Annotated in this window: 21 protein-coding genes; 13 read left to right on the top strand and 8 right to left on the bottom strand. The window is 70.5% G+C overall.

The window, feature by feature from the left end; translation table 11 throughout:
- Positions 1-165 precede the first annotated feature (165 nt).
- The 3 genes from ACGFYV_RS07015 to ACGFYV_RS07025 form a co-directional block, all read right to left on the bottom strand.
- Entirely contained in the window at positions 166-495 is a 330-nt protein-coding gene (locus ACGFYV_RS07015) for a TfoX/Sxy family protein (protein WP_393877337.1), read from the bottom strand.
- A complete protein-coding gene (locus ACGFYV_RS07020; RefSeq protein WP_393877338.1) occupies positions 495-908 on the bottom strand; it encodes a hypothetical protein in 414 nt (137 codons plus the stop codon). Before ACGFYV_RS07020 ends, ACGFYV_RS07015 begins: the two co-directional genes overlap by 1 nt.
- A 257-nt stretch (positions 909-1165) precedes the next feature.
- Positions 1166-2857, bottom strand: a complete 1692-nt coding sequence (locus tag ACGFYV_RS07025) for an acetolactate synthase large subunit (RefSeq protein ID WP_393877339.1) — start codon at positions 2855-2857, stop codon at positions 1166-1168.
- A 179-nt stretch (positions 2858-3036) separates the two neighbouring features.
- Here ACGFYV_RS07025 and ACGFYV_RS07030 point away from each other — a divergent pair, with 179 nt between their 5' ends.
- Positions 3037-3774, top strand: coding sequence for a flavodoxin family protein (locus ACGFYV_RS07030; RefSeq protein ID WP_393877340.1), 738 nt, complete (start codon positions 3037-3039; stop codon positions 3772-3774).
- A 172-nt stretch (positions 3775-3946) separates the two neighbouring features.
- Here ACGFYV_RS07030 and ACGFYV_RS07035 read toward each other — a convergent pair whose 3' ends face one another.
- Entirely contained in the window at positions 3947-4393 is a 447-nt protein-coding gene (locus tag ACGFYV_RS07035; protein ID WP_393877341.1) for a GtrA family protein, read from the bottom strand.
- Between the two features lie 453 nt (positions 4394-4846).
- Here ACGFYV_RS07035 and ACGFYV_RS07040 point away from each other — a divergent pair, with 453 nt between their 5' ends.
- Genes ACGFYV_RS07040 through ACGFYV_RS07050 form a run of 3 tightly spaced genes read left to right on the top strand, consistent with a single transcriptional unit; the run spans position 4847 to position 7208 of the window.
- Entirely contained in the window at positions 4847-6040 is a 1194-nt protein-coding gene (locus ACGFYV_RS07040; RefSeq protein ID WP_393877342.1) for a molybdopterin-dependent oxidoreductase, read from the top strand.
- 2 nt (positions 6041-6042) lie between these two features.
- Complete coding sequence (locus ACGFYV_RS07045) at positions 6043-6546, top strand: hypothetical protein (protein WP_393877543.1); 504 nt, start codon at positions 6043-6045, stop codon at positions 6544-6546.
- Positions 6543-7208, top strand: coding sequence for a class I SAM-dependent methyltransferase (locus ACGFYV_RS07050; RefSeq protein ID WP_393877343.1), 666 nt, complete (start codon positions 6543-6545; stop codon positions 7206-7208). Before ACGFYV_RS07045 ends, ACGFYV_RS07050 begins: the two co-directional genes overlap by 4 nt.
- A gap of 553 nt (positions 7209-7761) precedes the next feature.
- Here ACGFYV_RS07050 and ACGFYV_RS07055 read toward each other — a convergent pair.
- The gene (locus tag ACGFYV_RS07055; RefSeq protein ID WP_393877344.1) at positions 7762-7911 is read right to left on the bottom strand and encodes a hypothetical protein; all 150 of its coding nucleotides are present in this window, start codon (positions 7909-7911) and stop codon (positions 7762-7764) included.
- Between the two features lie 209 nt (positions 7912-8120).
- Between ACGFYV_RS07055 and ACGFYV_RS07060 the strand changes: the two genes are divergently transcribed.
- Positions 8121-8393 (top strand): hypothetical protein, encoded by a 273-nt coding sequence (locus ACGFYV_RS07060; RefSeq protein ID WP_393877345.1) that lies wholly within the window; start codon positions 8121-8123, stop codon positions 8391-8393.
- A 193-nt stretch (positions 8394-8586) separates the two neighbouring features.
- Here the strand turns inward: ACGFYV_RS07060 and ACGFYV_RS07065 are convergent, their stop codons facing one another.
- Positions 8587-9207, bottom strand: a complete 621-nt coding sequence (locus ACGFYV_RS07065) for a hypothetical protein (RefSeq protein ID WP_393877346.1) — start codon at positions 9205-9207, stop codon at positions 8587-8589.
- A 369-nt stretch (positions 9208-9576) separates the two neighbouring features.
- Between ACGFYV_RS07065 and hemL the strand changes: the two genes are divergently transcribed.
- The 8 genes from hemL to ACGFYV_RS07105 all read left to right on the top strand — a co-directional run bounded on the left by hemL (position 9577) and on the right by ACGFYV_RS07105 (position 18062).
- Positions 9577-10902 carry a glutamate-1-semialdehyde 2,1-aminomutase gene (gene hemL, locus ACGFYV_RS07070; RefSeq protein WP_393877347.1) on the top strand — a complete coding sequence of 442 codons (1326 nt, stop codon included), beginning with the start codon at positions 9577-9579 and terminating at the stop codon, positions 10900-10902.
- Positions 10903-11018: 116 nt separating this feature from the next.
- On the top strand, positions 11019-11666 hold the full coding sequence (locus ACGFYV_RS07075; protein ID WP_393877544.1) for a histidine phosphatase family protein: 648 nt from the start codon (positions 11019-11021) through the stop codon (positions 11664-11666).
- Between the two features lie 182 nt (positions 11667-11848).
- A complete protein-coding gene (locus ACGFYV_RS07080; protein ID WP_393877348.1) occupies positions 11849-13192 on the top strand; it encodes a hypothetical protein in 1344 nt (447 codons plus the stop codon).
- Positions 13193-13329: 137 nt separating this feature from the next.
- Positions 13330-13920 (top strand): TlpA family protein disulfide reductase, encoded by a 591-nt coding sequence (locus tag ACGFYV_RS07085; protein WP_393877349.1) that lies wholly within the window; start codon positions 13330-13332, stop codon positions 13918-13920.
- A 1-nt stretch (position 13921) separates the two neighbouring features.
- Positions 13922-14695: a cytochrome c biogenesis CcdA family protein gene (locus ACGFYV_RS07090; RefSeq protein WP_393877350.1), complete on the top strand. Its 774-nt coding sequence runs from the start codon at positions 13922-13924 to the stop codon at positions 14693-14695.
- 3 nt (positions 14696-14698) lie between these two features.
- Positions 14699-16444: a cytochrome c biogenesis protein ResB gene (locus tag ACGFYV_RS07095; RefSeq protein ID WP_393877351.1), complete on the top strand. Its 1746-nt coding sequence runs from the start codon at positions 14699-14701 to the stop codon at positions 16442-16444.
- A complete protein-coding gene (gene ccsB / locus ACGFYV_RS07100) occupies positions 16441-17541 on the top strand; it encodes a c-type cytochrome biogenesis protein CcsB (RefSeq protein ID WP_393877352.1) in 1101 nt (366 codons plus the stop codon). The genes ACGFYV_RS07095 and ccsB overlap by 4 nt, the downstream gene beginning before the upstream one ends.
- 71 nt (positions 17542-17612) lie before the next feature.
- Complete coding sequence (locus ACGFYV_RS07105) at positions 17613-18062, top strand: hypothetical protein (protein ID WP_393877353.1); 450 nt, start codon at positions 17613-17615, stop codon at positions 18060-18062.
- Here ACGFYV_RS07105 and ACGFYV_RS07110 read toward each other — a convergent pair.
- Together ACGFYV_RS07110 and ACGFYV_RS07115 are read right to left on the bottom strand one after the other, a co-directional pair.
- Entirely contained in the window at positions 18059-19612 is a 1554-nt protein-coding gene (locus ACGFYV_RS07110; RefSeq protein WP_393877354.1) for an ABC transporter substrate-binding protein, read from the bottom strand. The genes ACGFYV_RS07105 and ACGFYV_RS07110 overlap by 4 nt on opposite strands.
- Positions 19612-21813 carry a hypothetical protein gene (locus tag ACGFYV_RS07115; RefSeq protein WP_393877355.1) on the bottom strand — a complete coding sequence of 734 codons (2202 nt, stop codon included), beginning with the start codon at positions 21811-21813 and terminating at the stop codon, positions 19612-19614. The genes ACGFYV_RS07110 and ACGFYV_RS07115 overlap by 1 nt, the downstream gene beginning before the upstream one ends.
- Positions 21814-21859 lie beyond the last annotated feature (46 nt).

Genomic DNA, 21859 nt, shown 5'->3' on the forward strand with positions numbered 1-21859 from the left:
GGAGCTGCGGAACCTGCTCGCCCACCGCGTGAACCCGCGCTCACGCGCGGGCGCCGATGCAAAGGCGCTGAAAAGGCCGCGACCGTGGCATCAATCGACCGGTCGGCCGCCGTGTGACACCCAGACGCTGTACCACGCCGACGGAGCACGGATCGAAAAGGGCCGTCACTTGGGCGGCAGACTCGCCGAGAAGGCACGACCCTCGTCGATCCACCCGGCCAGCTCGGCGTCCTCCGCGACCGCCTCACCCGCGACCACGATCCAGCCCCGCATGGGGCGACCGGTCATGTCGAAGACGCGCGTCCCGGGCCGGGCCAGGGCTGCGTCGGTGGCGTCGGGGCCGACACGGACCAAGAGGTCGCCGTCGGTGACCCCGACGGCCATGTCGCCCCGGCACAGGAAGGCGATGCCGCCGAACATGTGCTTCTCGGTGATGTCGGGATCACCCCCCAGCCACTCGCGGATCCGTTCGGCCAGTCCCTCGTCGTATGCCATCAGACGTCTTCCTTCGGCTCGGTGAGCCGGTGTTCCAGATCGCGCAGGTCCTTGGCCAGGGAGGAGCGGACCTGGCGGGACATCAGGGGAGCGGCCAGTCGGAGGAGTCCACCGGGCCCGCCTCGGACACGGATGGCTGCAAGAGTTCCGCGCGGGTGCGGGTCGAACGAGTATGTGACGTGCATCGGCATCGGGGCGACCACGGAGACCATGTCGAGCAGTCGCGGGGGTTCGTACGCGGCCACGCGCAGGACGTAGTCGATGCGCCGGCCCAGGAAATGTGCCGTGCGGGTAACCTCGGCACCGGTCCCGAACCCGCCGCCGTCGGCCTGGCGGGACAGCTCCGCGGTGCGGATGCCCTGAGTCCTCCCCCATAGCCCTGAACGGGCATGGGAGGTGCCCCCAGGCGTCATGGCGCCAGTCCATGGCGTACGCAGCCACCCGCTCCGGTGGCAGCGGGATCACGCGCCGCACAGTCACGTCGATCGTCATCGTGCCGCCGTCTCGTCGTCGTCCCGGCTGCCGGGCTTCCCGTTCGCCCGTCCCGCCGCCGGGTCCAGGATGGCCGTGATCGGCGCCCGTCGCGCGCTGCGGCGGGTCGTCGTCGGGTGCGGTGCGGTGCGGTGCGGGCGGGTCGGGCTGCAGTCCGTCCGCTCCCTTGGCCGGCAGGTCAGAACGGGCCGCTGAGGGTGCCGAGTCGGTCGGTCAGGCGCAGGTTCTCGGAGTAGTCGACGGGGCAGGCGATCACGGAGACACCTTCGTCGTCGAGGGCACGGCGCAGCGTGGGTAGCAGTTGGTCGGCGGACTCGACCCGGTAGCCGTGTGCGCCGAAGCTTTCGGCGTAGGCGACCAGGTCCGGGTTGGTGAACCGGGTGTGGCTGTGGCGGCCGAGTTCGAGTTCCATCTTCCAGGTGATCAGCCCGTATTCCTCGTCCACCAGGACGAGGACGACCAGCGGGATGCGTTCACGGACGGCGGTCTCCAGTTCCTGGGAGTTCATCAGGAAGGAGCCGTCGCCCATCATGGCCAGGACGCGCCGGTCCGGCCGGGCCAGTTTGGCGGCGATGGCACCGGGCAGCGCAAAGCCCATGGTGGACAGTCCGTTGGAGACCAGGCAGGTGTCCGGTTCGTAGGTCGGGTAGAGGCGGGACATCCACATCTTCCCGGCGCCGGTGTCGGCGAGCACGATGTCGTGGCGGTCCAGCGCCGTGCGGACATCGGCCACCACGCGTTGCGGTACCAGGGGGAAGGCCTCGTTGTCGCGTCCGTACCGCAGTTCTTCGTCGAGCAGCGTACGGATCTTCGCGCTGCCTGCCGAGTCGAAGGTGAGGCCGTCGGGCAGTGCTGCCGCGAGCGCGTCCAGCGCCTGTGAAGGATCGCCTTTGACGCCCACCGCCACCGGGTAGTGGGCGTCCACCTCGGCGGGGAAGCGGTGCAGGTGCAGGATCCGCTTGTCGCCGTTCGGGTTGATCTTGACCGGGTCGAACTCCTGGATCTCGTAGCCCACGCAGATCAGCACGTCGGCCGTGTCGAAGCCGAAGTTGCCGTAGTCGTGGCGCATGAAGCCGACCGCGCCGAGGGCGCCCGGGTGGTCGTCGGGGAAGACGCCCTTGCCGTGGAAGGTGGTCGCGACCGGGATGTTCAGCCGCTCGGCGAACCGCACCAGGGCGGCCGAGGCCCCGGCTCTGGCAGCGCCGTGGCCCGCCAGCACGACGGGGTGCCGTGCAGCGGTGAGCACCTCGACCGCCCGCGCGATCTGGGAGGCGGACGGAGCGTCGGCACGCACCGTGTCGATCTGCAGGGGTGCCAGCGGCTCAGCGGGACGCCCCGCTTCGATGTCCTCCGGCACGGCCAGGAACACGGCCCCGGGACGCTCGCTCTGCGCGGTCTTGAACGCCTTGCGCGTCATCTCCGGCACCGCGTCCGGACACTCGATACGGGCCGACCACCGGGTGACGGGAGCGAACATCGACACGAGGTCGATGACCTGGTGCGACTCCTTGTGGATGCGACGCAGGGAGCCCTGGGCGGCCAGGGCCACCATCGGCGCGCTGTTGGTCATGGCGTCCGCGGTACCGAGGAGCAGATTGATCGCGCCGGGCCCCAGGGTCGCCGAACACACGCCGGCCCGGCCGGTCAGCCGTCCGTAGATCTCGGCCATGAACGATGCGGCCTGCTCATGGCGTACCAGGATGTACCGGATACCGGAGCCGTTCAGCGCGTCGACGAAGCGGATGTTCTCCTCACCCGGGATCCCGAAGACGTACTCCACGCCCTCGGCCCGCAGACAGCGCACCAGGAGATGCGCGACGTCCTCCGCTGCTGCCGTGTTCCGCGACTCGGTCGCGCTCTCGGTACCCATGCGACGAACGTAGGCACGGCCTCCTGCCTCGGCCACTCTTCGGCCGCCGACCGGGGTGTGGACCAACGGGGGCCGTTCGGAGGTGTTGTGGTGGCGCACGCCGCGGTCGGCCCGCACGCTGGATCCGGATGTGGACGCGCCGCCGGACACCGTACGGCGGCAGGCTCTGGGAGGACCGTGTGACCGCTTCGTCGCCCGCCACCGACGCCCCGCCGGCCCGGTACGACGACCTGCGTGCCCTGGTGATCAACTGCACCCTCAAAAGGTCGCCGGACACCAGCAACACGCAGGGGCTGATCGACCGCGGCGTCGCCATCATGGACGCACAGGGAGTGCACGTCGACGTCGTACGGGCGGTGGACCACGACATCGCCACCGGTGTGTGGCCCGACATGACGGAGCACGGCTGGGAGACGGACGCCTGGCCGGACCTGTACACGCAGGTTCTGGCGGCCGACATCCTGGTGCTGGCGGGCCCCATCTGGCTGGGTGACAACAGCTCCGTGATGAAACGGGTGATCGAACGCCTCTACGCCTGCTCCAGCCTGCTCAACGACGCCGGCCAGTACGCCTATTACGGGAGGGTCGGCGGCTGCCTGATCACCGGCAACGAGGACGGCGTCAAGCACTGCGCCATGAACGTCCTCTACAGCCTGCAGCACCTGGGGTACACCATCCCTCCCCAGGCGGACGCCGGGTGGATCGGCGAGGCCGGTCCCGGACCGTCGTACCTCGACCCCGGCTCGGGCGGCCCGGAGAACGACTTCACCAACCGCAACACCACCTTCATGACCTGGAACCTGCTCCACCTGGCCCGGGCACTGAAGGACCTGGGCGGCATCCCCGCCTACGGCAACCAGCGCACCGCGTGGGACGCCGGCTGCCGCCGCGACTACGAGAACCCCGAGCACCGGTAGGGACACCAACGGCTGCGGCAGCTGTGCGGGACGGGTTCCTGGTCGGCTTCCGTCCCGGTCCGGGTGAGGAGCTGGTGCAGCCGTCGCCGGGAACCACCTGTGACGGACCGGTCAGAGGTCCCAGCGATCGGACGGCCGGTGAGGCGGTGCGTGTCACGTCCGTAGCCGGGACTCAGCGGCTGTTGCGTCGTCCGAAGACGACCAGCCGAAGCAGGACGAAGCGCAATGCGGTCACCAGGGCGAAGCTTGGAACAAGCACCAGGACCTCCGTTGCCGGTGAGGCGGTGGGCCGGTAGTGGCGCAGGAGCAGAACCGCCCCGGTGGTGACCAGATATGCCAGGACGAACAGGACGCCTGCCGCCAGATGAGCCTGGACGGCACGGACCGGAGAGCCGCGGAAGGTCAGCCGCCGGTTCGCTTCGGTGTTGAGGACGGTGAGGACGAGGAGGGAGACGAGGTTGGCCAGCCAGGGGGGTGACCAGTGGCGCAGCACCCAGTACAGCAGGCCCTGGCCCGCCGTGGACGCGACGCCGATCACGGCGAACCAGCCGATCTGTCTGGTCAGCACGGTGCGGCCGAGCTGGTCGGAGGCTTTGTACCGCGCGCTGAGGCGTTGCACCCCTCCATCATGGGGCCGGAGCGCCGACGCCTGGGGAATCACCTGGAGCAGGGGTTCGGCCGTTCGGCTGACGCTGGACACCCGCATGGGCCCCAGGCCCGGCCGACCGACCTGACCTGTGTCAGCTTGTTGGTGTCATGTTCGGTCACGCGCCGGCCGCGACATGGACCCGCCTCGTCGTGAGGGCGGCCCGGGGACTGGAGGAGACGGCCGATGGAAGGTGGCGGACGGCCGTCGGGTCCGACTCCCCCCGGTGGGTCGCGGCGGCGGCCGGATGAGGAGCGTGCGCGGGAGCGTATGAAGCGCATGCGCGCCGCTGTTGCGGCTGTCTCGTCGGTGGCCGCTGTCCGTGCCCACGCGGCGGCGCGGCGCATCGGCCAGGTTCCCCCGCCTCCCGGTCCGTTCCGTCCTGGGTTCTGGCGCAGTCCGATCCGCGGGCCTTGGCTGACCTCGGTGTTCGGCCTGGTCCTGCTGATCGGCATTCCGCTGCTGTTCGTCACCGGACTGCTCTCCTACGCCTCCTACAACCCCGGGCTGAGCCCCCTCAACGACCAGACGCCTGACAAGGGCGTGCTGGGTTTCTACCTGTTCTCCTGGCCCACGCACCCCTACTGGCTGTATCGGCTGACTCAGGGCGTGCACGTCACGCTCGGTGTGGTCCTCGTGCCGGTGCTGCTGGCCAAGTTGTGGTCGGTGATCCCGAAGCTGTTCGAGTGGCTGCCGGTGCGCTCCGTCGCCCACGGACTGGAGCGGCTGTCCCTGCTGATGCTGGTCGGCGGAGTCATCTTCGAATTCGTCACCGGCATCCTCAACATCCAGCTCTACTACGTCTTCCCCGGCTCGTTCTACCGTCTGCACTTCTACGGCGCATGGGTGTTCATCGCCGCCTTCGTCGTCCACGTGTGCCTCAAACTCGGCCGGATGACACATGCCCTGCGCTCCCGCAGCCTGGGCGCCGAACTGCGCACCGACCTCGCCCACACCCGGCCCGAGCCCCTCGACCCCGACGGCTTGGTGGCGGCCGCCCCCGCGCCGCCCACGATGACCCGCCGCGGTGCGGTGGGCACGGTCGGAGCGGGATCGCTGCTCCTCCTCGTCGTGACCGCCGGACAGAGCATCGGCGGCCGGCTGCGCGGCACCGCCGTCCTCGCACCGCACAACCGCGACCCGGGCAGCGGCCCGAACAGCTTCCAGATCAACAAGACGGCGGCGGCCGTCGGCGTCACCCCCGCGCTCGTCGGCCCGAACTGGCGACTGGAGATCCACGGCCACGGACCGGCACTGGTCCTCACCCGCGAGCAGCTCCTGGCGATGCCCCAGCACTCCGCGGCACTGCCGATCGCCTGCGTGGAGGGGTGGTCCACCGGCAACCAGCAGTGGAGTGGTCTTCGGCTGACCGACCTCGCCGCGATGGCCGGATTGTCCGGCGCCGGAAGCGTCCTGGTCGAATCCATCCAACCCCCCGGCCCGTTCACCAAGGTGGTACTGCGGGGCAACCAGATCCACGACCCCCGAGCGCTGCTCGCCCTCCACGTCAACGGCGCGGACCTCTCCCTCGACCACGGCTACCCGGCCCGCGTCATCGTCCCGGCCAACCCCGGCGTGAACAACACCAAGTGGGTCCACCGACTCACCTTCAGGGCATGACCATGGCACGATTCATCCGCTGGTACGGCTCCGGCCCCCTGCACCTCCTCGTCCTGATCGCCTCGTTCGCCCTCACCGGCTACGCCATGGTGCGCCTGTTCGCCATCGAGCCCTGGGGAGTGGCGATCTGGTTCGTCGGCGCGGCGATCCTCCACGATCTCATCCTGCTGCCGCTGTACTCACTGGCGGACCTGTCGGCCCAGTCCGTGCTGCGGCACCGCAAGGACCAGCGACCGACGGGGCTGTGGCTCAACCACCTTCGCGTCCCCGCCTTTCTGTCCGGACTCCTGCTGCTGGTCTGGTTCCCCCTCGTCCTCGGTCTGGCGGTCCCCTACGCCGGTGACACCGGGCTGCCCGGGAGCGTCTACCTCGGCCGATGGCTCGCGATCACCGGTGTGCTCTTCGCCGCCTCCGCACTGGCCCTCGCGTCCAGACTCCGCCGCGTCCGACGGGCCGCCCGCACCGACGGCGACCGGCCCGCTCCAGGCCATGGCGCCACACCGTGACGACCGGCGAAGACGAGCTGCACGGGGCCGAAGAGGACCCCTACGCACTGGCCCTGCGACCCGACCGCGGACCGGTCTATCTGCGGCTGGCGGACGGGCGCCGCATCAGGATGCCCGTGCGCCGCTGGTACGCGCGGCCCACCGTGGCCGACAGAACCGTGTTGGAACGGTGCGTCGGCCCCGTACTCGACGTCGGCTGCGGGCCGGGCCGGTTGTGCAGAGCACTTCTCGGTCGCGGAGTCTTCGCTCTCGGAGTCGACATCGCGCCCCGCGCCGTCGCCCACACCACTGCCCTGGGCGGGATTGCGCTGTGTCAGTCGGTGTTCGACCGGCTGCCGGTCGAGAGAGGCTGGCAGACCGTCCTGCTCATCGACGGCAATATCGGCATCGGAGGCGATCCTGGCGGCTTGCTGCGCCGCTGTCGCGGGCTCATCGCCCCGACGGGGCTTCTCGTCGTCGAGGTCGACCCACACGATGTCGAGGAGCTCTGCACCGCCCGATTCGAAGACAACCACGGCCACAGCGGTCCGCCCTTCCCCTGGGCGCGTCTGGGAGAACGAGCACTCCGCGGAATTGCCGACGGTGTCGCTCTGAGGGTCACCGACCGGTGGACCAGCGGTCACCGGAGCTTCTTCGCCCTAGGCCGCCAGGGCTCGTTCTAGCCAGGACCATTCGTGGTTGTGCCGGGCCGCGACGTGGTGGCCCTGGGCAGGACCGCCGAGGATCGGATATCGAATGGGCTCGCGCCGCCGGGTCATGCGGCCAGGGCCAAGGCCGGGCAGTGTTCGGGCCGTGAGCGGTACGCCGTGTTCGTCGGCGTAGATACGCCGGCACCGGCCGTTGCAGAAGCCGGCGGTGCAGGAGGGGCTGTGCGCCTGCGGTCAGGGCGGCGACCGCCACGGACAGGGACGTTGCCAGGACCCCGGGCGGGGCCGTCCGCGTTGCTGACGCCGCGGAGCCCGCCGCTGGAACGGCGGTCGATGCGGCGATCGGCCTCCAGCACCTGCGACACGGCCAGGAGCCGCCGACCGTTGGAGTCCAGGCCATTGGCGGCAGGCATCCGGTGGATGCAGCCGAGCCGGTTCGCAGCCGACGCGTCCTGCCTGCTCACAAGGGGCGCAGGAACCTCTCTACTGCGGGGTCCGGGCTGGTCGTGACCAGGCCGCAGTCGGCGACGGCAGACTCGGCGCCGGAGCCACACCCGCCGGGAGGCCGTCAGTCCGTTTCGGCTTCGGCCGCGACGTCGCGGATGCCGCGGGGGCGTCCGGCCTTGACCCACATCCGGTACAGCAGTGCGGCGACGGCCAGCGCGGCGACGACCCACCCATGGACAAGCCCCAGGCCATTGACCTGGGGCTTCATCATGGAGCGGGTGACGAGAATCGAACTCGCGCTCTGAGCTTGGGAAGCGACGCCGCTTGGGGAGCCGGATGGCTTCTGACCTGGTCGTATGCAGCTCTGGACGGCGCCCGACAGTCCGAGATCGCACCGCTGTCGACCGTGGTTGTCCGGTCTTAAAGCGCGGGCCGACGCTGCTCAGCGAGCTCAGTTAACAGCACGGTCGCCTTATCGACGTGAGCGACGCCGACACCGAGGCGACCCTGACCCGCGCGCGAGGCGGCTGCCTGCACCTCGACACCATCGCCGACCTCGCGGTTCTCTGGATGAGGATCGCCCGTCAGGAGCCCAAGGCTCTTGACGGGCTCGCGAAACTCGGCAAGTGCGCCCCGCTCAAATGGCAGCGGGCCACGGGGGCTGACTGGGCCGAGCGACTGACCGGCGGGAACCCGAGTACGCCGACCACTCGGACCAGGACTTCACGCTGCGAACGTACACGCACCCGCTGACTTCCAGCGAGACGCGGACCCGCAAGATGATCGACGACGCCTTCAGGCAGTAGCCAGCACCAGAAGCCCGTGGCACATCAGTGCCTCGGCTAAACCAATGTGCCCTCAATGTGCCCCGGGCGCCTGACGGCCCCTCCCCGGCACGTTAAAGGGCGAGGCCCGAAGACCTCGCCCGCCCCCACGAAACCCCAGCTCAGGGCCACACCAAGCAATAAGGCTGATGCCCCGCCTCATGCAACCGATGGCTGAAGTCCTGCCACTCGTGCAGCAGTTGGTACACGTTGAACGCGTCACGTGGGCCGCCCCGGTCCGGGACCGTGGACCAGATGAAGGCCGCCGCGCCCACCGCTTCCTCGCCGATGCCGCGCAGGGGGTCGACGACGGTCATCGGGAGTTTGACGACGGCGTAGTCGGGGTGGAGGACGACCAGTTCCAGGGGCGGGACCTTGTGCAGGGGGACGCCCTCGATGCCCGTGAGGACCATCGCGGCCATCGTCTCCGGCTTGATCTTGGTGAACATGCCGTTCATGCCCAGCTCGTCGCCGCCGAGTTCCTCGGGGCGCATCGAGATCGGGACGCGGGCCGCGGTCGCGCCGTCGGGCGCGCCGAAGTATTTGTAGGTCACCCCCACCCGACCACCATTCCCGCTCCCCGCCCGGAGACGCTCGGGCTCGCTCGGTACGCCCTGTGTCCGGCGTGCGTCGCTCGGCCGCTTCTCGGCCGCTTCCTCCGCCTCGCGCCGGTGCCTGCCCCGCCGGGCACGCCGAGGACCGAGGTCGTCAGTCCCCTCGCCCAGTCCGCCACCGCGATGCATATCTCCACCCGACTGCATTTCTAGGACGCTCGGCCCCGCCGCGCAACCCGATCATCGTGTCAGTGACCTCCCCCACGCCCGCGCGCCGAAACGTGCGGTGAAACAACCAGTCCGCGGGATCCCTCCGGTCCCGGATCACTACGTACCAAGGGGCTGTGTGTATCACTGCGTGTGTCAGTTGCCAGTCTCGCAGATGGTGAGCGAGTGGCCAGGGGATCAAGCCAGGGGATCAAGACTGGGATCAGAGTCAGGGATGAGAGTCAGAGTCGGAGGATCGGGCACGTGGTTGTCCGGGTGGTGCACCGCTCCGCCTACCCTGAGGAGGTCACCACACGACCGGAGTCAGAGAAGCCGGAGAAGTCGCACGTCATGAGCGCCCAGAGCGAAACGCCCTATCCCTACGACGCGCCCGTCTCGCAGGCGCTCTTCGACCGCGCCTCCGTCGTCACGCCGGGCGGCGTGAACTCGCCGGTGCGCGCCTTCCGCGCGGTCGGCGGTACGCCCCGGTTCATGGTCTCCGGCAGCGGGCCGTACCTGACCGACGCCGACGGGCGGGAGTACGTCGACCTGGTGTGCTCCTGGGGGCCGATGATCCTGGGGCACTCGCGGCCCGAGGTCATCGCCGCCGTCCAGGAGGCCGTCGCCCGCGGTACGTCCTTCGGCACGCCCGGTGAGGGGGAGGTGGCCCTCGCCGAGGAGATCGTCGCCCGGGTGGAGCCCGTCGAGCAGGTGCGGCTGGTCAGCAGCGGCACCGAGGCGACCATGTCGGCCATCCGGCTCGCTCGCGGGTTCACCCGGCGGTCCAAGGTGATCAAGTTCGCCGGGTGCTACCACGGGCACGTGGACTCGCTGCTGGCCGCGGCGGGCAGCGGTGTCGCGACGTTCGCGTTGCCCGACACCCCCGGTGTCACCGGTGCCCAGGCCGGCGACACGATCGTGCTGCCGTACAACGACCTCGAGGCCGTGCAGGAGGCCTTCCACCGGCATCCCGGCGAGATCGCCTGCGTCATCACCGAGGCCTCGCCCGGCAACATGGGCGTCGTGCCGCCGGACCCCGGGTTCAACCAGGGCCTGAAGGACGCCTGCCACAAGAACGGCGCCCTCTTCATCTCCGACGAGGTCATGACCGGGTTCCGCACCAGCAGGTCCGGCTGGTACGGGATCGACGGCGTGAAGCCCGACCTCATGACGTTCGGCAAGGTCATGGGCGGTGGCTTCCCGGCCGCGGCCTTCGGTGGCCGTGAGGACGTGATGGCCCACCTCGCGCCCGCCGGGCCCGTCTACCAGGCCGGCACGCTCTCCGGGAACCCCGTCGCCACCGCGGCCGGCCTCGCCCAGCTGCGGCTCCTGGACGACGCGGCGTACGAGAAGGTCGACGCCGTGTCCGCGCAGATCCAGGCCCTCGTCACCGAGGCGCTGACGAAGGAGGGCGTGGCGCACCGGCTGCAGACCGCCTCCAACATGTTCTCGGTGTTCTTCACCGACCGGAAGGTGCGCACGTACGAGGACGCCAAGCGGCAGGAGTCGTTCCGCTTCACCGCTTTCTTCCACTCGCTGCTGTCGAACGGCGTCTACCTGCCGCCGTCGGCCTTCGAGTCCTGGTTCGTGTCCACGGCCCACGACGAGCGGGCCATCCAGAAGATCGCCGACGCCCTCCCGGCGGCGGCCCGAGCCGCCGCGGAGGCGACCGCGTGAGCAACAACGGCAGCAACGGCAGCAACGGCAACGGCAACGGCACCAACGGCAACGGCAGCAGCGGCAGCAGCGGCAGCAGCGGCAGCGGCAGTAACGACATCACCGTCGTCCACGTCATGCGCCACGGCGAGGTCGACAACCCGACCGGCGTGCTCTACGGCCGGCTGCCCGGCTACCACCTCTCCGACCTGGGCCGGAAGATGGCCGAGCGGGTCGCCGAGCATCTCGCCGCACGGGACGTGACCCATGTCGTCGCCTCCCCGCTGGAGCGCGCGCAGGAGACCGCCACGCCGATCGCCAAGGCGCACGGGCTCGACCTCGCCACCGACGGGCGGCTCATCGAGGCCGAGAACGTCTTCCAGGGCAAGACCTTCGGCGTCGGCGACGGAGCGCTGCGCCGGCCGGAGAACTGGAAGCATCTGGCCAACCCGTTCAGGCCGTCCTGGGGCGAGCCGTACATCGACCAGGTGGTCCGGATGATGGGCGCGCTGAACGCGGCCAAGGACCAGGCCCGTGGGCACGAGGCGGTGCTGGTCAGCCACCAGCTGCCGATCTGGATCGTGCGGTCGTACGTCGAGAAGCGCCGGCTGTGGCACGACCCGCGCAAGCGGCAGTGCACGCTCGCCTCGCTGACGACGTTCACGTACCGGGGCGACAGGATCGTCTCGGTCGGCTACAGCGAGCCCGCGATCGACCTCGTCCCGGCCCATCTCCGCGCGGGCGCCAAGCCCGTGAAGGGGAAGAGCAAGGCATTCGGGGCCTGAAGGGCCTGAAAGGGCTGCGGAGCCTGGAGGGCCTGAAAGGGCTGCGGAGCCTGAAGGGCCCGCGTCTCCAGCACGCTTTCTTCAGAGATGTTATGTAAAGCATAAGAAATTCACGGAACCTCCCCGTTCGCCACGCTCTCTAGCTGGTCGACCACAGAGGGCGTGACGAATCGGGGATGTCCATGCGCACCACTTCCCGGGCTCTTTCCCGGCGGGGAATACTCGGCCTCGGCGCGGGCGCGGGCGCCGCTGCCGTCGCCGGGCTCGCCGGATGCGGGACTCTCACGTCGTCGGGCGACGGCGGAAAATCCCCCAGCACTGGTACCGCTTCCGGTTCCGGCGGCTCGCCCACCGGCGACGCCGGCTCCGGAGGTCACAGCGGTGGCAGGAGCGGCGGGATCCCGGCGCAGGCGCGGCCCATCGGGGACGGCTCCACCTCCTTCACCGGCAAGCAGCCCCACCAGCCCGCCGCGCCGCAGCCGCTCGAACCGGGGCAGACCCCGCCACAGTTCGTGATCTTCTCCTGGGACGGGGCCGGCGAGGTCGGCAACGGTCTCTTCCCGCGCTTCCTCGACCTCGCCAAGGAGCACGGCGCGAGCATGACCTTCTTCCTCTCGGGGCTGTATCTGCTGCCCGAGTCGAAGAAGCGGCTCTACAACCCCCCGAACAACCCGCGCGGCGCCTCCGACATCGGCTACCTCACCGACGAGCACGTCAAGGCCACGCTGGCCAATGTGCGCCGTGCCTGGATCGAGGGGCACGAGATCGGCACCCACTTCAACGGCCACTTCTGCGCCGGTTCCGGCACGGTCGGCGACTGGACCCCGCGCCAGTGGCGCAGCGAGATCGAGCAGGCCAAGGCGTTCGTGAAGGAGTGGCGGACCAACACCGGCTGGACCGATCTGCCCTCGCTGCCCTTCGACTACGACAAGGAACTGGTCGGCGCCCGCACACCCTGCCTGCTCGGCCAGGGCAACCTGCTGCCCACCGCCCGCGAGCTGGGCTGGCGCTACGACGCCTCCTCGCCGGGCGGGCGCCAGGTGTGGCCGGACAAGCGGATGGGCGTCTGGGACCTGCCGCTGCAGCAGATCCCGTTCCCGGGGCACTCCTTCGAGGTCCTGTCGATGGACTACAACATGCTCGCCAACCAGTCCGTGAACTCCACGAAGGCGCCCGCCTCCAACTACCCGGGCTGGCGCAGGCAGTCCGCGGGGGCGTACATCGCCGGATTCGAGCGGGCGTACCGGACGAACCGGGCGCCGTTCTTCGTCGGCAACCACTTCGAGCAGTGGAACGGCGGCATCTACATGGACGCCGTCGAGGAGGCGTTCACGCACATCGCGCGCGAGAAGGAGAAGGGCGCGGACGTACGCCTCGTCTCGTTCAGGCAGTTCGTGGACTGGATGGACGTCCAGAACCCGGAGATCCTCGCCAGGCTGCGCACGCTGGAGGTCGGGCGGAAACCGGCCGGGGGCTGGAAGGAGTTCCTGCGCGGCGCCAAGTCCGCCTCCACGGACCCTGCCTGAGGAGCCGCCCGGCAGCCGACCGGCGAGCCACCGGAATGCCGACCGAAATGTCCGGAGTAAATACCTCCTGAAATGCGGTTTTCCGCCCGCCAGGGGGGTGCGCGAGATCCCCGGAACCGACATGCGAAACTTTTCACATGAGTACCCGTAGCCGCGCCGTCCTGCTCAGCGCTGTGGCCGCCGTCGCGGCACTGACCCTGTCCGCGTGCGGCAACGGCGGCACCTCCGGTGGGGGCGGCAACACCAACTTCATCACCGGCAACAACGGCATCGACACGGCTCCCAAGGGCGAGCGGGCCGCGGCCCCCGACCTGTCGGGCAGGACCATCGACGGCAAGTCCCTGGCCGTAGCCGACTACAAGGGCAAGGTCGTCGTCGTCAACGTCTGGGGCTCCTGGTGCGGGCCGTGCCGGGAAGAGGCCAAGTACTTCTCCAAGGTCTCCCAGGACTACGCGGACAAGGGCGTGCAGTTCGTCGGCATCAACACCCGCGACAGCAGCACCACCCCCGCGATCGCCTTCGAGAAGGAGCACGCGATCGCCTACCCGAGCCTGTACGACCCGACGGGCAAGCTGATGCTCCGCTTCGAGAAGGGCACGCTCAACCCGCAGCTCATCCCCTCCACGCTGATCATCGACAAGGACGGGAAGGTCGCGGCGCGCGCCCTGGAGGCGCTCGACGACACCACGCTGCTGAAGATGCTCAAGCCGGTCCTCGCGGAGAAGTGACGTGAGCGACCTCCTCACGCTCGCCGCCGCGACGGGCCGCAACGAGACCGTGCTGAGCGGCGCCCTGCTGGTCGCCCTGCCCGTCGCCCTGCTCGGCGGGCTCGTCTCCTTCTTCTCGCCCTGCGTGCTCCCGCTGGTCCCCGGCTACCTCTCCTACGTCACCGGGGTCGCCGGCACCGACCTGGCCGAGGCCAGACGCGGGCGGATGGTCGCCGGTGCCTCCCTGTTCGTGCTCGGTTTCAGCGCGGTGTTCGTCTCCGGCGGGGCCCTGTTCGGCTCCTTCGGGTGGACGCTCCAGGAGCACAAGGACGTCCTGTCCAAGGTGCTCGGCGTGCTCATGATCCTCATGGGCGTGTTCTTCATGGGGCTGATGCCCTGGTTCACCCAGCGCGAGTTCCGCTTCCACAAGCGGCCGTCGACCGGACTGGTGGGCGCCCCGGTACTCGGTGCCCTGTTCGGCATCGGCTGGACGCCCTGCATCGGACCGACCCTCGCCGCGGTGAACTCCCTCGCCATCCAGCAGTCCAGCGCCGGGCGCGGCGCCCTGCTGATGGTCGCCTACTGCCTGGGTCTCGGCGTGCCCTTCGTGCTGGCGGCCGTGGCCTTCCGCAAGGCGCTCGGCGCCTTCGGCTGGGTCAAACGCCACTATGTCTGGGTGATGCGCATCGGCGGCACGATGATGATCGTGACCGGTGTGCTGCTGCTGACCGGGGCCTGGGACCGCCTGGTGCAGGAGATGCAGACCTGGTCCAACGGCTTCACTGTGGGGATCTGATCGATGAGCACAACCGAAACCGACAAGAGCCAGGACCAGGAGGACCTGGGCGCGGCAGGCTCGCGGCTGTCCACCGCGCCCCAGGAGGACGCGGTCGCCCTGCCCTCGCTGGGCGTCGTCGGCTGGATCCGCTGGTTCTGGCGGCAGCTGACCTCCATGCGGGTCGCGCTGCTGCTGCTCCTGCTGCTCTCCCTCGGCGCGATCCCCGGCTCGCTGATCCCGCAGACCGGCGCGGACATCACCAAGGTCGCCGAGTTCCGCAAGGCGCACGGCACGCTCGCGCCGATCTACGACAAGCTCGGCCTGTTCCACGTCTACGGCTCGGTGTGGTTCTCCGCGATCTACATCCTGCTGTTCGTCTCCCTGATCGGCTGCATCGTCCCGCGCACCTGGCAGTTCGTGGGCCAGCTGCGCGGCCGCCCGCCGGGCGCGCCGAAGCGGCTGACCCGGTTGCCCGCCTACACGACCTGGCGCACCGGGGCCGAGCCCGAGCAGGTCCGCGAGGCCGCGCTCGCGCTGCTGAAGAAGCGCCGCTTCCGCGCCCACCTCGCCGGTGACGCCGTGGCGGCCGAGAAGGGTTACCTGCGCGAGCTGGGCAACCTGGCCTTCCACATCGCGCTGATCGTGCTGCTGATCGCCTTCGCCTCGGGCCAGATGTTCAAGTCGGACGGCACCAAGCTGGTCGTGGAGGGCGACGGGTTCTCCAACTCGATCATCCAGTACGACGACTTCAAGTCCGGCAGCCTGTTCACCACCGACGACCTGGTGCCGTTCAGCTTCGACCTGAAGGACTTCAAGGGGACGTACGAGCTCACCGGTCCGAGCCGCGGCACCCCGCGCACCTTCGAGGCGAAGATCGACTACAGCGAGGGCGCGTACGGCAAGCCGAAGCCGACCACCGTCAAGGTCAACGAGCCGCTGAAGATCGGCGACTCCAAGGTCTACCTGGTCAGTCACGGCTACGCGCCCGTCATCACCGTCCGCGACGGCAAGGGCAAGGTCGTCTACCAGGACGCCGTGCCGCTGCTGCCGCTCGACGGGAACGTCACCTCGCAGGGCGTGGTCAAGGTGATGGACGGCTACAAGGACGCCAGGGGCGTCAGTGAGCAGCTCGGCATCAGGGCCTTCTTCCTGCCGACGTACGGCGGGGCCGGCCAGGAGACCATGTCGGCGTTCCCCGCGCTGCTGAACCCGGTCCTGAACCTGGAGCCCTACCACGGCGACCTCGGTGTCAACTCCGGTCTGCCGCAGAGCGTGTACGAGCTCAGCACGAAGCACATGAAGGCGTTCAAGGACGCCAAGGGGCAGCAGCTGCGGACCAACCTCAAGCCCGGCCAGACGATGCAACTGCCGAACGGCGCCGGTTCGGTCACGTTCGGCAAGGACGTCAAGGAATGGGCCGGCTTCGAGATCGTCCAGGAGCCCGGTGGCGGCTGGGCGCTCGGCGGCGCGCTCGTCGCGATCTTCGGCCTGGCCGCGTCCCTGTTCATCCAGCGCCGCCGGGTGTGGGTGCGGGCCGTGCGCGGCGCCGACGGCGTCACGGTCGTCGAGATGGCCGGCCTCGGCCGCAGCGAGTCCGCCAAGGTGCCCGAGGAACTGGGCGACCTCGCCGGGATCCTCTACGACCAGGCGCCGGGCGCACCCGACCCCGGCGATTCTTCGGCTTCCGAAGTCTCCGAAGTCTCCGAAGCCTCCGACGAAGCAACCCCCGACCCCGAAGTCGTACCTGCCGAAGGGGCTGAGAAATGACTCTCGCCGCCGCAACCGAACTTGCCGTAGCCACCAACGAACACCTCGCGAGCATCAGCAACACGCTGATCTACTCGTCGATGGCCGTCTACACGCTGGCCTTCTTCGCGTACATCGCCGAATGGCTCTTCGGCAGCCGCAGCAAGGTGGCCCGTACGGCCGCCGCGCTCACCGCCGAGGGCGCGCAGAAGGAGAACGGCCCCGCCGTCACCGTGAAGAAGGCCGGCGGCACCGCCGTCCTGGAGCGGCCCAAGGTCGTCGTGCGCTCCGCGTCCGGTGCCCGGGACGTGCCGGACGGGCCCGGCGCCCACGGCGGTGACGTCCAGGGCGACATGTACGGGCGGATCGCCGTCTCCCTCACGGTGCTGGCGTTCCTGGTGGAGCTGGCGGGCGTCGTCGCCCGCGCGGCCTCCGTGGAGCGGGCGCCGTGGGGCAACATGTACGAGTTCAACATCACGTTCTCCACGGTCGCCGTCGGTGTGTACCTCGCGCTGCTGGCACTGAAGAAGAACGTGCGCTGGATGGGCCTGTTCCTCATCACCACCGTCCTGCTGGACCTCGGTCTCGCGGTGACCGTCCTCTACACGGCCAGCGACCAGCTGGTCCCGGCCCTGCACTCGTACTGGCTGTACATCCACGTCTCCACCGCGATCTTCTGCGGCGCGGTCTTCTACGTCGGCGCGGTCGCCACGATCCTCTACCTGTTCAAGGACTCGTACGAGAACAAGCTGCAGACCGGCGGCACGCCCGGCAGGTTCGCGACCTCGGTCCTGGAGCGCCTGCCCGCCTCCGCGTCCCTCGACAAGTTCGCCTACCGCGTCAACGCGGCCGTCTTCCCGCTGTGGACGTTCACGATCATCGCGGGCGCGATCTGGGCGGGCGACGCCTGGGGCCGCTACTGGAACTGGGACCCCAAGGAGACCTGGTCCTTCATCACCTGGGTCGCCTACGCCTGCTACCTGCACGCCCGCGCCACCGCCGGCTGGAAGGGCCGCAAGGCCGCCTACCTGGCGATGATCGCCTTCGGCTGCTGGCTGTTCAACTACTACGGCGTCAACATCTTCGTGACCGGCAAGCACTCCTACGCGGGCGTCTGAGCGGCTCCTGCGCGGGCGTCCGAGCGACTCCTGCACAGGCGTCCGAGCGTCTGTTCGCGGACACTGGTGTCATGAGCGGTTCCATCGAACAGGGCACCAGCCGGACGAAGGGGAACACGCACATACTCCACTTCCTGGTGCGGATTCCGCGGCGGATGGAGGACGTCTGGGCGGCGGTGGCCACTCCCGCGGGGCTCGGGGGGTGGTTCACCGCCGTCGACGTTCTCGAACCCCGGCTCGACGGGTGGGTCACCCTGCGTGACGTGGGGGGCGGGCGGGTCACCGCGTGGGACGTGGACCGGGTCGCCGAGTTCACGGTGGGGGACGGGGGCCGGATCCGGTTCCATCTGGAACGGGACGGCGACGAGGGGTGCGTGCTGCGGTTCACGCACGAGTTCCGGGGCGAGGGGGCGTCAGAGGCCGGCTGGCGGGCCAGGTTCGAACACCTGATCGATATGCTGGAGCCGGCACAGCCGTCCCGTCCGGCACAGCCTTCCCAGCCGTCGCAGGCCCAGTCCTAGGACGGCGGCAGGCATTCCTTCGTCGGTGGCCTGCCCTCCGGCCAGGCGATGCGGACGAAGCGGGAGCCGCCCTCCGGGGTCAGTTCGACGATCGGTACGGCCTTGTCGTACGGGTTGCCGTGCGCGTCCAGGCAGATCCAGCCGCTCGCCCCGTCCACCCGCAGCGACCCCTTGACCTGCGGCCACTGCAGGCCCACGTCCGCCAGGGCCGGGACGGTCCGCCCGTCCGGGACCGCCTCGCGGATGCCGTGGACCGTGAGGCGCAGGGCGTCGTAGCCGATGATCAGCTGACCGTCGTCCAGGGCGACCGTGCCGATCGGGCCGACCGGTGCGCGCTGCCCGGAGGCCAGCAGGGTGAGCATCGTCCGGAGGCCGGCGGCGGAACCGCCGGTCTTCGGGGTGGCCCTCGTCCAGGCGTCGGGGTGGGCGAGGGAGGTGTAGCGGACCGAGAGGTTGTGCCGCAGGGCGTCGCGGTCCAGGGCCTTCTCGTGGGTCAGGTACGAGGCCTCGTCGCCGGTGAGCACCGTGAACGCCCGGTCCTGGCAGCCGCGCCCGCCCAGCGCGTTGATGAACTGCCGCAACTGCGTGTGCCGGCCCGCGAACAGGATCGTGTCCGTCTCCCGGGAGGTGTCGCACACCAGGTGCGTGATCTGCCGGAAGGTGTTCGCGGTCGTGCCCTCCCGGCTGCGGTCGGCGGGCGGCGTGAACGGCTGCGGCTCGTACGGCGAGCCCTTGATCAGCGCCGCGAACGACTCCTGCAGTGTGCGCGTGTACGGGTCGCCCGGCTTGTCGTACACCAGCAGGGCCTTGCCCGCGCTCACCTCGGCGAAGGACGCCAGCGCGCGGGCCTCGTCGGTGTTGGTCGGCGCGACCCGGGCGAGGCCGGGGAAGGGGTCCTTGCCCCGCTGCCCGTTGGCGAGGTCGTCGGCGGTGATGGAGGAGCCGATCACCGGGACGTGGTGCCGGGTCAGTTCCCGTACGGCGTCCTTGTTGTTGTCGGTGCTCTGCCCGATGCCCGCGACCGCCCGCAGCCGGTCCCTGCTCGTCGTCATGGCGACGAGCGTGTCCACCACCTGCCGCCAATGGCCGCCGCCGGAGCCGGGGTTGGCGAGCACCAGCCGGATCTGCGGTGCCTCTCCGTTGGACTCGTGGTTGGCCTGGTACTGCGCCAGGTAGGCGCCCTGCAGCTGGTGCTGGATGTCGTTGAGGTTCGTCGGGGCGGTGGAGCTGTACGGCAGCATCATCGCCACGGTCACATAGCTGCCGGGCTTGAGGCGGTCGTTCTCCCGCCCGATCGCCCGTACGACGTCACGCAGTTGGGCGTGCCCGAAGTCGTACGGGGCCGTGGCCACGCCCACGCACTCGTCGTCGTCCACCGGCCGTGCCACGCCGGGCGCGCAGGACCGGTCCTGGTGGGTGAGGGCGCGCACGGCGAACACCAGGCCGGTCACCAGGCAGGCCGCCAGCAGCAGCGCGAGATAGCGGCGCAGCGGGATCTCCCACACGCCCTCGCGCAGCCATGTGCCCATGCCCCTGCCGCTGCCCGCCATCAGGCCTCCCCGCTCGATGAGTCCGGGCCACCGCCCGCACCGCCCGCACCGCCCGTGCCGACCGCGCCGTCCCCTCCGTCGCCGTCGTCCCCGCCCTCGGGCCCGTCCATCGGGCGTCCGGCGAGCGCGGCCGAAGGCCAGCTCCGGGAGGCCCGCCACAGCAGCGCGTTGCCCGCCGGCCGCAGGTTGGACAGCTGCTCCAGCTCGAAGCGGAGCCGGTCGCCGACCTCCGGGTCGGGCAGCACCAGCGGGTCCGCCAGCAGCCACACCGCGTGCAGCAACCGCCGTATCCGCAGGTGCAGGACGGCGTCCGCGCCCTCCGGTACGGCGTGCCGCGCGTCCGTGCGGCCGAGCGCGACGGCGGCCCGCCGGTCCGCGCGGCCGGTGAAGTCGCGGCCCTCGGCGTCGTGCGCGTGGAAGTACGGCGCCGACGCGACGAACCGCAGGGTGCGCAGCCAGGCCCGGATGTCCTCGGTGAAGAAGGTGTCGCGCAGGTGGGCGACCGCCGGTTCGGTCACGCCCAGGGCGAGTTCGTGGTGGAGCCGGTAGCGGGCGTCCCCGGGCTCCGGGTAGTGGGCGATCAGCGTCTCGTGCGCGATACGCCAGGACGCGTGATCCGCGGACCCGCCCCCGCCCCCGCCTCCGCTTCCGCCCCCGCCTCTGCCGCCGTCGCTGTCGCGCAGGTGCAGCCGCAGATGCAGCAGGGTCCGCACGAACGGGTCCCCGACGAACCGGCCGGGCACGACCGGCAGCCCCTCCTCCGCCAGCAGGGTCCGCAACTCCCGTACGTTCGCCGGGCCGAAGGTGTCCGGGAGCAGTGCCGCCGCCAGCGCGCTCGCCGAGCCGTGGTCGTGGGCGGCGGCCAGCACGGTCAGCTCCTCCAGGTGCTCGGCCGGCACCAGCCGGTCCAGCAGCGCCTGGTAGGCGGGCACGGCGGGATCGTCCTCGCCCGGCCGGACGCCCGCGGTGAGCAGCTCGCCCAGGGTGGTCGCCGCGGGCAGGTTCTGCGCGGCCGACTCGGCGAGCAGGACGATGCCGAGCGGATTGCCGCCGGTCAACCGGTGGATGGCGTGCGGAAGTTGGGCCGGGACCCGGGTGTCCGCGCAGACCGCGCCGACGATGTGCAGGGTGTCGTCCGGGCTCAGCGGGGGCAGCGCGAGCAGCAGCGCCCGCGAGGAGGGGGCCGCGTCCGGCGTCCAGCCGGTGCGCCGGGCCACCTCGGGCAGCTCCCGCCGCACCGCGCTGCGCAGCTCCCGCCGGCCCTCACCGCGCCGGGCCGCGACGAACACCACCTGGTCGGCGACGCCCTCGGCGCGGTCGCGCAGCACGGCGTCGATCAGCCCCGGCCCCGGCGCGGTCTGCGCGTTGTCGAGCAGCACCAGCGGCCGGCCCAGGCGCCGCATGCGCGGCAGCACACCCGCGTACGCCTCCGTCAGGTCGGCCAGCAGCGCCCGCACCAGATGGCGTTCGGCGTGCTCCCGGGAGGTGCCGCCCGCCCGGAAGTGGTCCGAGAGCAGCATCAGCCCGCGCTGGGCGTGCCCGCCCGCGTTCGGGTACGTCCGGTACCACACCGACGCCTTCTGGTGCCGGCGGCTGGCGAAGCCCTCGGCGACCGACTCCAGGGTCGCCTCGATCGCGCCCGAGACCAGGGGCCCGGTGCCGGTGGCCGCGGCGACGACCTTGGCCGCCACCTTCCCGGCCCAGCGCCCGGCGAGCCCGCTGATCCACGACCCGTTCTCGTTCAGCAGCAGGATCCGCTCGACCTCCCGGCGGATCCGCTCCGAGTCGGCGTCGCCCCAGCCGCCCGCGGCGACCGCGACCAGTCCGGACATCAGCCGCGGGAAGGTGATCCGCCCGGCGCCCGTCACCGGCTCCGCCAGCTGCTCCGCGATCACCAGCAGCGCCTGCGCCACCGGCGACCACGACTCGGCGGGCCGCTCCGCGGGCGGGGCGGCGAACTGCTCCTCGGCGCAGTCGACCGACGCGACCGGCGTGTGCCCCCGGTACGCCTCCCGCAGCGCGGCGAGGACCGCGGACTTGCCCAGCCCGCGCGCCCCGGTCAGCACCACGAACGGCGGCTCGGCCGGGTGCTCGAAGGGGTGACTTCGGTGATGGGAGGGGCGCAGGCCCACCAGCCGGGGCGCGAGACCGGCCGGCTCGACGTCGAACAGCGCTCCACGCCCGTGTAATCGTCCGCCCACCGCACCCCCCTCGACAGAAGTGTAGAAAGGGGGAGTTGCTTCGTAC

This window comes from Streptomyces sp. NPDC048297, assembly GCF_043201585.1.
Classification (GTDB): Bacteria; Actinomycetota; Actinomycetes; order Streptomycetales; family Streptomycetaceae; genus Streptomyces.

Excerpts from the sequence above, each read along its gene's own strand:
- ACGFYV_RS07015 (WP_393877337.1), bottom strand. The coding sequence starts at position 495 with ATGGCATACGACGAGGGACTGGCCGAACGGATCCGCGAGTGGCTGGGG.
- ACGFYV_RS07020 (WP_393877338.1), bottom strand. The coding sequence starts at position 908 with ATGACGCCTGGGGGCACCTCCCATGCCCGTTCAGGGCTATGGGGGAGG.
- ACGFYV_RS07025 (WP_393877339.1), bottom strand. The coding sequence starts at position 2,857 with ATGGGTACCGAGAGCGCGACCGAGTCGCGGAACACGGCAGCAGCGGAG.
- ACGFYV_RS07045 (WP_393877543.1), top strand. The coding sequence starts at position 6,043 with ATGGCACGATTCATCCGCTGGTACGGCTCCGGCCCCCTGCACCTCCTC.
- ACGFYV_RS07055 (WP_393877344.1), bottom strand. The coding sequence starts at position 7,911 with ATGATGAAGCCCCAGGTCAATGGCCTGGGGCTTGTCCATGGGTGGGTC.
- ACGFYV_RS07065 (WP_393877346.1), bottom strand. The coding sequence starts at position 9,207 with ATGCATCGCGGTGGCGGACTGGGCGAGGGGACTGACGACCTCGGTCCT.
- hemL (WP_393877347.1), top strand. The coding sequence starts at position 9,577 with ATGAGCGCCCAGAGCGAAACGCCCTATCCCTACGACGCGCCCGTCTCG.
- ACGFYV_RS07075 (WP_393877544.1), top strand. The coding sequence starts at position 11,019 with ATGCGCCACGGCGAGGTCGACAACCCGACCGGCGTGCTCTACGGCCGG.
- ACGFYV_RS07080 (WP_393877348.1), top strand. The coding sequence starts at position 11,849 with ATGCGCACCACTTCCCGGGCTCTTTCCCGGCGGGGAATACTCGGCCTC.
- ACGFYV_RS07085 (WP_393877349.1), top strand. The coding sequence starts at position 13,330 with ATGAGTACCCGTAGCCGCGCCGTCCTGCTCAGCGCTGTGGCCGCCGTC.
- ACGFYV_RS07095 (WP_393877351.1), top strand. The coding sequence starts at position 14,699 with ATGAGCACAACCGAAACCGACAAGAGCCAGGACCAGGAGGACCTGGGC.
- ccsB (WP_393877352.1), top strand. The coding sequence starts at position 16,441 with ATGACTCTCGCCGCCGCAACCGAACTTGCCGTAGCCACCAACGAACAC.
- ACGFYV_RS07105 (WP_393877353.1), top strand. The coding sequence starts at position 17,613 with ATGAGCGGTTCCATCGAACAGGGCACCAGCCGGACGAAGGGGAACACG.
- ACGFYV_RS07110 (WP_393877354.1), bottom strand. The coding sequence starts at position 19,612 with ATGGCGGGCAGCGGCAGGGGCATGGGCACATGGCTGCGCGAGGGCGTG.